The sequence below is a fragment of the Streptomyces sp. NPDC005485 genome (genome assembly GCF_040606085.1).
GTDB lineage: Bacteria > Actinomycetota > Actinomycetes > Streptomycetales > Streptomycetaceae > Streptomyces.
Genome location: NZ_JBEXDZ010000268.1, coordinates 1 through 6612, shown reverse-complemented (window position 1 = coordinate 6612; position 6612 = coordinate 1). Strand labels below are relative to the sequence as shown.

The 6612-nt window shown below is 70.7% G+C and carries 3 protein-coding genes; 1 reads left to right on the top strand and 2 read right to left on the bottom strand.

The features are described 5' to 3' along the window. Nucleotides 1-82: 82 nt before the first annotated feature. Both ABZS97_RS42885 and ABZS97_RS42880 read right to left on the bottom strand, forming a co-directional pair. Nucleotides 83-2314, bottom strand: a complete 2232-nt coding sequence (locus tag ABZS97_RS42885; RefSeq protein ID WP_356149009.1) for an MMPL family transporter — start codon at nucleotides 2312-2314, stop codon at nucleotides 83-85. A gap of 143 nt (nucleotides 2315-2457) precedes the next feature. Beyond that, nucleotides 2458-3057, bottom strand: coding sequence for a TetR/AcrR family transcriptional regulator (locus ABZS97_RS42880; RefSeq protein WP_356149006.1), 600 nt, complete (start codon nucleotides 3055-3057; stop codon nucleotides 2458-2460). Nucleotides 3058-3303: 246 nt separating this feature from the next. Here ABZS97_RS42880 and ABZS97_RS42875 point away from each other — a divergent pair, with 246 nt between their 5' ends. Further along, on the top strand, nucleotides 3304-6537 hold the full coding sequence (locus tag ABZS97_RS42875; protein ID WP_356149012.1) for a S41 family peptidase: 3234 nt from the start codon (nucleotides 3304-3306) through the stop codon (nucleotides 6535-6537). Nucleotides 6538-6612 lie beyond the last annotated feature (75 nt).

The following is a 6612-nucleotide window of genomic DNA, read 5'->3' as shown; positions in this document are numbered from 1 at the left end:
TCCCTTCCACACTACCTTATCCCTCGGCGCGCGGCCCCCCCCCCGCGCCGCGGGGCCCCCTTCTCGTGCCGGCCGGGAGGGATCAGACCCGTGCCAACTCCCGGTCCTCGTCCGCGTCGTCGTCCTTCGGGCGGTCGTGCGCGCGCAGACCCTCGCCCTCGACGTCGACGTTCGGCAGGGCGCGGTCGAGCCACTTCGGGAGCCACCAGGCCTTCTTGCCCAGCAGGGCGAGGACGGCCGGGACGATGGCCATACGGACGACGAACGCGTCGAAGAAGACGGCGATCGCGAGGCCGAAGCCGATCATCTTGATCATCGACTCGCTGGAGCCGATGAAGCCGGAGAAGACGGCGATCATGATGACGGCGGCTGCGGTGACCACACGGGCCCCGTACTTGAAGCCGGTCACGATGGCCTGGCCGGGCTTCTCCCCGTGGACGTACGCCTCGCGCATGCGGGTCACGAGGAACACCTCGTAGTCCATGGCGAGACCGAAGACGACGCCCACCATGAAGATCGGCATCATCGACATGACCGGACCGGTCTCCTCGACGCCCATCAGGCCTGCCAGCCAGCCCCACTGGAAGACCGCGACGACGGCGCCCAGGGCCGCCATCACGCTCAGCAGGAAGCCGAGCGCCGCCTTCAGCGGGACCAGGATCGAGCGGAAGACCACGATCAGCAGGAGGAAGGCCAGGCCGACCACCAGGATCAGGTACGGGATGAGCGCGTCGTTGAGCTTCTGCGAGACGTCGATGTTCATCGCCGTGGAGCCGGTGACGAGGGTGCTCGCCTCCGTGTCGGCCTTGATGTCGCCGCCCGCGTCACGGATGGCGTGGACCAGGTCCTCGGTCTGCGTCGAGGAGGGCTTCGACTTCGGGATGACGCTGATCGTCGCGGTGTCGCCGGCCTTGTTGGGCGCCGGCGGGGTCACCGTCACGACCCCCTTGAGCCCCTTGATCTCGTCCTTGACCCTGGTGAACGCCGCGTCGGGGTCCTTGCTCGCCTTCGCGTCGACGACGACCAGCAGCGGCCCGTTGAAGCCGGGGCCGAAGCCGTCCGACAGCAGGTCGTACGCCCGGCGCTGCGTCGTGGACGTCGGCTGCGAGCCGTCGTCGGGCAGGCCCAGCTCCAGCGAGGACGCCGGGATGGCCGCGGCACCGAGGCCTACGACACCGAGGAGCAGGACGGCGATCGGACGCCGTACGACGAACCTCGCCCAGCGCGTGCCCATGTTCGGCTTGTCGGGGTTCTGCGCCGCCTTCCTGGCCGCGCGCCCGCCGCCGAGCACCTTGCTCTTCTCGCCCGCGGGCTTGACCTTCTTGCCCGCGTAGCCCAGCAGGCCCGGGATCAGGGTCAGCGCGATGAGGACGGCGATGGCGACCGTGCCCGCGGCCGCGACGCCCATCTTGGTGAGCATCGGGATGTTGACGACCGCCAGGCCGACCAGGGCGATCACGACCGTCAGGCCCGCGAAGACCACCGCGGAGCCCGCCGTGCCCACGGCGCGGCCCGCCGCCTCCTCGCGCTCCCGGCCCTCGGCCAGTTCGGCGCGGTAGCGGGAGACGATGAAGAGGGCGTAGTCGATGCCGACCGCGAGGCCGATCATCATCGCGAGCGTGGAGGTGGTGGAGCCGAGGTCGAGCGCGTTCGCCAGGGCGGTGATCGTCGAGACACCGATCCCGACGCCGATCAGCGCGGTCAGCAGCGGCAGCCCGGCCGCGATCAGCGAGCCGAAGGTGATGACGAGGACGACCGCGGCGACCGCGATGCCGATGACCTCGGTGGACCCGGTCTCGGGCACGGCCTGCAGCGCGTCACCGCCGACCTCCACGGTCAGCCCGGTGTCCCGCGCGACCTGCGCCGCCTCCTTCAGGGCGTCCTTGGAGGCGTCCTTCAGCTCCATGCCGGAGACGTCGTACCTGACCTGCGTGTACGCGATCCTGCCGTCCTTGGAGACGGAGCCGGACTTGTAGGGGTCGGTGACGGAGGTGACCTCCGAGCCGTCGCGCAGTTCGTTGACGGTCTTGTGGACGGCGGCCTTGTTGGCCGCGGACGTCATCTTCTCGCCGCTCGGCGCCTTGAAGACGACCCGCGCGGTCGCGCCGTCGGCGGTCGTCCCGGGGAAGCGGCTCTCCAGCAGGTCGAAGGCCTTCTGGGCCTCGGTGCCGGGAACGGAGAAGGAACTGGAGCCCGCGGTGGGCGCGGAGGCGGCGCCTACGCCCGCGAGCGTCAGCAGCGCCACCCATATCAGGGCGACGAAGTGCCGTCGCCGGAAGGCGAGTCGGCCGAGTTTGTAGAGAAACGTGGCCACGAAGACGTACTCCCGGTCAGGTCGTGGGGGCGGTTCTGGGCAGGGGTGATCAGCCCTGCGGGGAGGCAGGGGTGACCGTCCCGACGACGTGAGCGGTGACGTCAGGTACTCGGACAGGCAAGGGGATCGGGAACTGCGGGGATCTACCGGATGCCGAGGGCGGGGAGGACCACGGCGTCGATGTACGAGAGGAGGAAGGCCTGCGTCGGCGGCTTCTCGTCGATCAGTGTGCGGGCGGCGAACCCGCCCATCATCATGTGCATCATGAAGTCGACCGCCGGGTTGTCCGGGCGGACCTCACCCCGGTCGACGGCCCGCTGCACCACTTCGCGGAACGTCGCCATCTCCGGGTCGATGAGATATTCGCGGAACGCCCTCAGGAGATCCGGGTTGCCGTGCATCGCCATGGCCAGACCCCGCATCAGCGCGGAGTTCTGCTCCATCTTGCAGTCGTCCGAACGCATGGTGAGAGCGTGCAGATCGCCCTTGAGCGACCCGGTGTCGATCTCGCTGAGGCCGACACCGCCCGGCTTGTCGTGCCGCACGGCCTTCGCGACCAGCTCGGCCTTGCCGCCCCACTGGCGGTAGAGCGTGGCTTTGCTGGACTTGGTGCGGGCGGCGACGGCGTCCATCGTCAGGGCGTCGTAGCCGACTTCTCGGAGCAGGTCGAGCACGGCCTCGTACAGCTCGGCCTCACGCTCGGGCGTGATCCGACTGCGCCGCACCGCTGCGGTCTCAGTCATCCCACTCACCTTCTCTTCCTCTGCCCCTGCTCCGAACGACACGGTTTCGTACGTCTATGAAGATACCCTGAGAGCAAGCGAAACGAAACCGTTTCGTACGTGTCTTGGGTCACCCTTGTCGACTTCTCATAAGTTGCCCGGGACCGTCTCCCGGAAAAGCATGAGTAGGTGAGCGACGCCAGCGACCCGTACGAGAACGCGACCACCGACCCGACCACGACCACCGGCCCGACCGACCCCGGCTATCTGCGCTTCCCGCACCTCAGCGGCGACCGGCTGTGCTTCGCGGCCGAGGACGACCTCTGGGTGGCTCCCTTGGACGGGCCCGGCCGCGCCTGGCGGCTCACGGTCGACCGCACCAAGGTCGGCCACCCGCGGTTCTCGCCCGACGGGCGGCACATCGCGTACACGAGCTGGCGCAGCTTCGTCCCGGAGATCCATCTCGCGCCGGTGGACGGCGGTCCCGAGAAGCGGCTCACCTATTGGGGGAGCGCGGACACTCAGGTCTGCGGCTGGTCCCCGGACGGCGACATCCTCGCCGTCGCCTCGCACGGCCAGCCCTTCTCGTACTTCACCTGGGCCTACAGCGTGCACCCCGACGGCGATCCCGGCGGCCGGCTGCCCTGGGGCCCGGTCTCCGACATCGCCGTCGCCGACATCGACGGCGAACGCAAGACCCTGCTGCTCACCGGCACCCCGCCGCACGAACCGGCCGCCTGGAAGCGCTACCGGGGCGGCGCGACGGGCCGCCTCTGGCTGCACGGACAGCGGATCCTCGCGGACCTCGAAGGCCACCTCCACTCCCCCATGTTCGTCGGCGGCCGTATCGCCTTCCTCTCCGACCACGAGGGCATCGGCAACCTGTACTCGTGCACGTACGAGGGCTCGGACCTGCGCCGGCACACCGACCACGACGCGTTCTACGCCCGGCACGCCGCCTCCGACGGCGCCCGCGTCGTCTACCAGTGCGCCGGCGACCTGTGGATCGTCGACGACCTGGCCGCGGACTCGGTGCCGCGCCGCCTCGACGTACGGCTCGGCGGGCCACGCGCCGGACGGCGTACGTACCCGGTCCCGGCGGCCCGGCACATCGACAGCATCTCCGTGGACGAGACGGGCCGGGCCAGTGCCGTCGTCGTCCGCGGCAGCCTGTACTGGCTCACGCACCGCGACGGCCCCGCGCGCACCATCGTCGACACCCCGGGGGTACGCGTCCGGCTTCCCGAGATGCTCGGCTCGGGCGGCCAGGTCGCCTACGTCACGGACGCGGAGGGCGAGGACGCGGTCGAGATCGCCTATCTGCCGCGCGCGACCGGCGACCGTGAGCCGCGCCGACTGGCCTCCGGCGGTCTGGGCCGCGTGCAGGAACTGGTCTCGGACCCGCGGGGCGAACGGCTCGCGATCGCCTCCAACGACGGGCGGCTGCTCCTCATCGACGCGACCGAGGACTCCAACGGGGAGGTCACCGAGCTGATCCGGTCGATCAACGGGCCGGTGCGCGACCTCGCGTTCTCGCCGGACGGGGCCTGGCTGACGTGGTCGCATCCCGGCATCGGCCGCTCGCTGCGCCAGATCAAGATGGCGCGCATCTCCCCCACCGGCAAGGGGGACCGGTTGATCGTCGACGTCACCAACGGCCGCTTCGAGGACGAAAACCCGGTCTTCACGCGCGACGGCCGCTATCTGGCGTTCCTGTCGTGGCGGGGCTTCGACCCGGTCTACGACGTCCACACCGGCGACCTCTCCTTCCCGCTGGGCTGCCGCCCCTACCTCGTCCCGCTCTCCTCCGCCACGCCCTCCCCCTTCGCGCTCAACCCGGACGGGCGCCCGGTCGCCGGCGGCCTGGACCCGGTCGAGGAGGAGCCGGGCGACGGGTCCACCGCGACCGTCGAGATCGAGGGCCTGGAAGCCCGGGTGACACCCTTCCCGGTCACCGCCTCCAAGTACTCGGCGCTGTACCCGGTCTCGGGCGGCGGTCTGGTCTGGCTGCGCTGGCCGATCTCCGGCGCGCTGGGCGAGACCTTCGCGAACCCGGACGACACCTCCGGCCGGCCCACCCTCGAATACTTCAACATCAGCAAGGCGAAGAAGTCCGAACTCGTCGACCACCTCGACTGGTTCGCGGTGAGCGGCGACGGCAGCCGCCTGGTCGTCGTCGACGAGGGCGACCTGCGGGCCGTCCCCTCCACCGAGTCCGGCGACGGCGACTCGACGGTCTGGATCGACCTGCGCCGCATCCTGCACGACGCCGACCCGGCCGCCGAGTGGCGGCAGGCGTACGCGGAGGCGGGCCGCATCATCCGCGCCTACTACTGGGAACCCAAGATGTGCGGCATCGACTGGGACGCGATGCTCGACCAGTACCGCCCGCTGGTCGAACGGGTCGCGTCGCCGGACGAGTTCGCGGATCTGCTGCGCGAGGTGCTCGGCGAGCTGGGCACCTCGCACGCGTACGTGTCCGCCGCCCGCCGCAACGAGGGCCCGCCCCACTACCAGCGCCGGCAGGGCCTGCTCGGCGCCAACTTCGTGCGCCGCGACGGCAGTTGGATGCTCAAGCGGATCCTCCCCGGCGACTCCTCCGACTCCAAGGCCCGCTCCCCGCTGGCCGGCACGGGGATCCGGGAGGGCGCGGTGCTCACCCATGTGGACGGCCGCCCGGTGGACCCGGTCACGGGACCGTACCCGCTGCTCGCGGGCGCGGGCGGTACGACGGTGGAGCTGACGTTCACCCCGGCGGAGGGCGAGGGCCGCTCACGCCGGGTGGCGGTGGTCCCGCTGATCGACGAGCGCCCGCTGCGCTACCAGGACTGGGTGGCCAAACGCCGTGAAGTCGTACGGGAGTTGAGCGGCGGCCGCTGCGGCTATCTGCACATCCCGGACATGGGCGGCTCGGGCTGGGCCCAGTTCAACCGCGACCTGCGCCTGGAGGTCTCCCGCCCGGCCCTCATCGTCGACGTACGCGGCAACGCGGGCGGCCACATCAGCGAGCTGGTGATCGAGAAGCTCACGCGCACCATCCTGGGCTGGGACCTGACGCGCAACGCCCAGCCGGTGTCGTACGCCTCGAACGCCCCGCGCGGCCCGGTCGTCGCCCTCGCGGACGAGGCGACCTCGTCCGACGGCGACATGATCACGGCCGCCTTCAAACTCCTGAAACTGGGCCCGGTCGTCGGCCAGCGCACCTGGGGCGGAGTCGTCGGCATGACCGGCCGCCACCAGCTCGGCGACGGCACGGTCATCACGGTCCCCATGAACGCCGCCTGGTTCGACGCGTACGGCTGGTCCATCGAGAACCGCGGTGTCACCCCCGACCTCGAGATCCACCGCACCCCCCTGGACTGGGCGGAAGGCCGCCACGCCCAACTGGACGACGCCATCCAACTCTCCCTTGACCTGCTGACGACGCACCCCGCGGCGACTCCCCCGGACTACGGAAACGTGCCGGCGCGAACCCGCCCGAAACTCCCGCCGAGGGAGTAGCCCCCCGTGCGACCGTGCTTCCACCTCACCCCGGTCGAGCCGCTCCGTGACCTGGAACGACTGGTCAACGGCACG